This window comes from Micromonospora phytophila (genome assembly GCF_023656545.1).
Lineage (GTDB): Bacteria > Actinomycetota > Actinomycetes > Mycobacteriales > Micromonosporaceae > Micromonospora > Micromonospora phytophila.
Window position 1 is genome coordinate 1 of sequence record NZ_JAMOKF010000501.1, and the last position, 2837, is coordinate 2837.

Annotated in this window: 3 protein-coding genes and 1 pseudogene; all 4 read left to right on the forward strand. The window is 75.8% G+C overall.

Features of this window, described 5'->3' with window-relative positions; genetic code table 11:
* Positions 1-314, forward strand: a 314-nt coding sequence (locus NCC78_RS30370; RefSeq protein WP_250798831.1) for a ferritin-like domain-containing protein, incomplete at its 5' end; no start/stop codon positions are given.
* Between the two features lie 65 nt (positions 315-379).
* On the forward strand, positions 380-970 hold the full coding sequence (locus NCC78_RS30375) for a PadR family transcriptional regulator (protein WP_250798832.1): 591 nt from the start codon (positions 380-382) through the stop codon (positions 968-970).
* The gene (locus NCC78_RS30380) at positions 967-1725 is read left to right on the forward strand and encodes an ABC transporter ATP-binding protein (protein ID WP_250798833.1); all 759 of its coding nucleotides are present in this window, start codon (positions 967-969) and stop codon (positions 1723-1725) included. The genes NCC78_RS30375 and NCC78_RS30380 overlap by 4 nt, the downstream gene beginning before the upstream one ends.
* A pseudogene (locus NCC78_RS30385) lies at positions 1722-2837 on the forward strand (ABC transporter permease); the annotation flags it as partial. The gene NCC78_RS30380 and the pseudogene NCC78_RS30385, both read left to right, overlap by 4 nt.

Genomic DNA, 2837 nt, shown 5'->3' on the forward strand with positions numbered 1-2837 from the left:
CCGAGGCCGCGCACCGGCGCCGCCGGGACGCCCTGATCGTGCAGCTCAGCGCCGGCGGCGGCACCGTCCCGCCGGACCGGGCCGGCTACGCCCTGCCCTTTCCGCTGACCGACCGGGCGAGCGCCCTGCGGCTGGCCGCCGAGGTCGAGGAGCGGACGGCGGCGTTCTGGCGGGCGGCCGTGCCGGCCACCACCGGCGCCGACCGGGACCTGGCGCTGGCCGCCCTCGTCGAGTACGCCGTACGCGCCACCCGGTGGCGGCGGACCGCCGGGATCACCCCGCTGACCGTGCCGTTCCCCGGCCGACCTGCCTGAACGTCGACCGACCCCGGCCTCGCTCCGGTTGCGGACGGCATACCAGGTATACATACTTCGTTGCCATGTCCATCCGTCACGGGCTGCTCGCCCTGCTCGAACGCGGCCAGATGTACGGCTACCAGCTGCGCGCCGCGTTCGAGGAGTCGACCGGCTCGACCTGGCCGCTGAACATCGGGCAGGTCTACACCACCCTGTCCCGCCTGGAACGGGACGGGCTGGTCCGGTCGCTGCCCGAGAGCGAGGCCGGGCAACGCCCGTACGAGATCACCGAGGCGGGACGGGCGGACCTGGCCCTGTGGTTCGCCACCCCGATCAGCCGCAACGACCGTCCCCGCGACGAACTGGCGATCAAGCTGGCCCTGGCCCTGACCACCCCCGGCGTAGACGTGCGCTCGGTGGTGCAGACCCAGCGCAGCGCCACCATGCGGGCGCTGCAGGAGTTGACCCGGTTGAAGTACGCCAGCGACCGCCCGGAGGACCTGCCCTGGCGGCTGGTGCTGGACGCGATGGTCTTCCAGGCCGAGGCGGAGGTCCGCTGGCTGGACCACTGCGAGACCAGCCTGGTGCGCTACCGACCGGCCGTGCCCGGTGGCGGCCCGACGACCGCGCCCGTGGAGGCGGTGGACCGCACGGACGAGGAGGCCCGACGGTGAGCACACGGAGCGGGCCGGGCGAGCGGGACACGACCGACGCGGTGCTCGACGTGCGCGAGGTGCACCGCACCCACGGCGCCGGGCCGGCGGCCGTGCGCGCGCTGCGCGGGGTGAGCCTCACCGTGCACCCCGGCGAACTGGTCGCCGTGATGGGCCCGTCCGGGTCGGGCAAGTCGACCCTGCTGGCCCTCGCCGGTGGACTGGACCGCCCGAGCACCGGCGAGGTGTACGTCGAGGGGCAGCGCCTGGGCGGCCTGGACCGGCGGCGCCTCGCCCAGGTACGCCGCCGCCGGATCGGCTACATCTTCCAGAATTTGAACCTGCTGGGCAGCCTCACCGCCGTGGAGAACGTCGCGCTCCCCCTCGAACTCGACGGGACAGGCGTCCGGCGGGCCCGCCGGCTGGCGCTGGACGCGCTGGCCGAGGTCGGCCTGCCGGAGCTGGGCGACCGGTTCCCGGACCAACTCTCCGGCGGGCAGCAGCAACGGGTGGCGATCGCCCGCGCGCTGGTCGGCGAGCGCCGGCTGGTGCTCGCCGACGAACCGACCGGGGCGCTGGACTCGCAGACCGGGGAGGCGGTGCTGCACCTGCTGCGCCGGCGGGTCGACGCCGGGGCCGCCGGGATCCTGGTCACCCACGAGGCGCGGCACGCCGCGTGGGCCGACCGGGTGGTCTTCCTGCGTGACGGGGTGCTCGTCGACTCGACGGCCCCGCTGGGCAGCGTGGAGCAGCTGCTGAGCGGCAGCGGTCGGTGAGGCCGGGCCGGGGCGGCCGGATCGCCGGCGCCGTCGGCTCCTGGTGGGCGGCGCTGCGTATCGCCCGCCGGGAGACCGGGCGCGCGCGGGGACGGACCGCCCTCGTGCTGGCGATGATCACCCTTCCGGTGCTGGGGCTGACCTTCACCGCGGTCAGCTGGGACATGTCCGAGCTGACCCCGGCCGAGCGGGTCGACCGCCAGCTCGGCGTCGCCGACGCGGAGCTGACCCAGATAGGACAGGTTCCCCTGATCCAGAGCGCCTGGGGCGACAGCTGGACCGCCCGCGACGGTGCGCCGACTCTGACGGGGCCGGTCGCCCGCGAACAGGTCGCCGCCCTGCTGCCCGCCGGCAGCCGGTTGACCGAGCTGCGCCGGTGGACGTCGTTCGAGGCCCGCGTGGGCGACCGGACGGACAACAGGATCGCCGGCCGCACCCTGGACCTCGCCGACCCCCTGGGCCGGGGGCTGGTCCGGTTCCACGACGGTCGGGCGCCGGCCGGGCCGGACGAGCTCGCGGTCAACCCGGCGGCGCTGCGCCGCCTCGGCGTCCGGCTCGGCGGCACGGTCACCTCCGGGGACGGCTCCCGCACCTGGCGGGTGGTCGCCGTGGTCGAGTTCCCGGACCAGCTGTCGCCGACCGTGGCGCTGCATCCGGCGACGGCGGACCGGTCGGCCTCGGCGCCGGAGAGCAGTTGGCTGGTGGACCTGCCCGGCCCCGTCGACCGCGACCTGGTGCGCCGGCTCAACGACCGCGGTCTCGTGGTGCAGGCCCGCACCCCGGTCCCGGAATCCGGCATGGACGCCGGCACGTTCCCCGCACCCGAGCGCTTCGCCACCACCGACATCGAGGGCATGAGCACCTCGGTGCTCGTCGGTGGCCTGGGCCTGCTGGAGGTGGTGCTGCTGGTCGGGCCCGCCTTCGCGGTCGGCGTACGGCGGCGTCGCCGGGATCTCGCGCTGGTGGCGGTGGCCGGCGGCGACGACGCCCACCTGCGCCGCATCGTGCTGGCCGACGGCGTGGTGCTGGGCGCGGTCGGGGCCGCCGCGGGGGTGGCGCTCGGCATCGCCGCGGCGTTCGCCGGCCGACCGCTGGTGGAGCAGCACATCTAC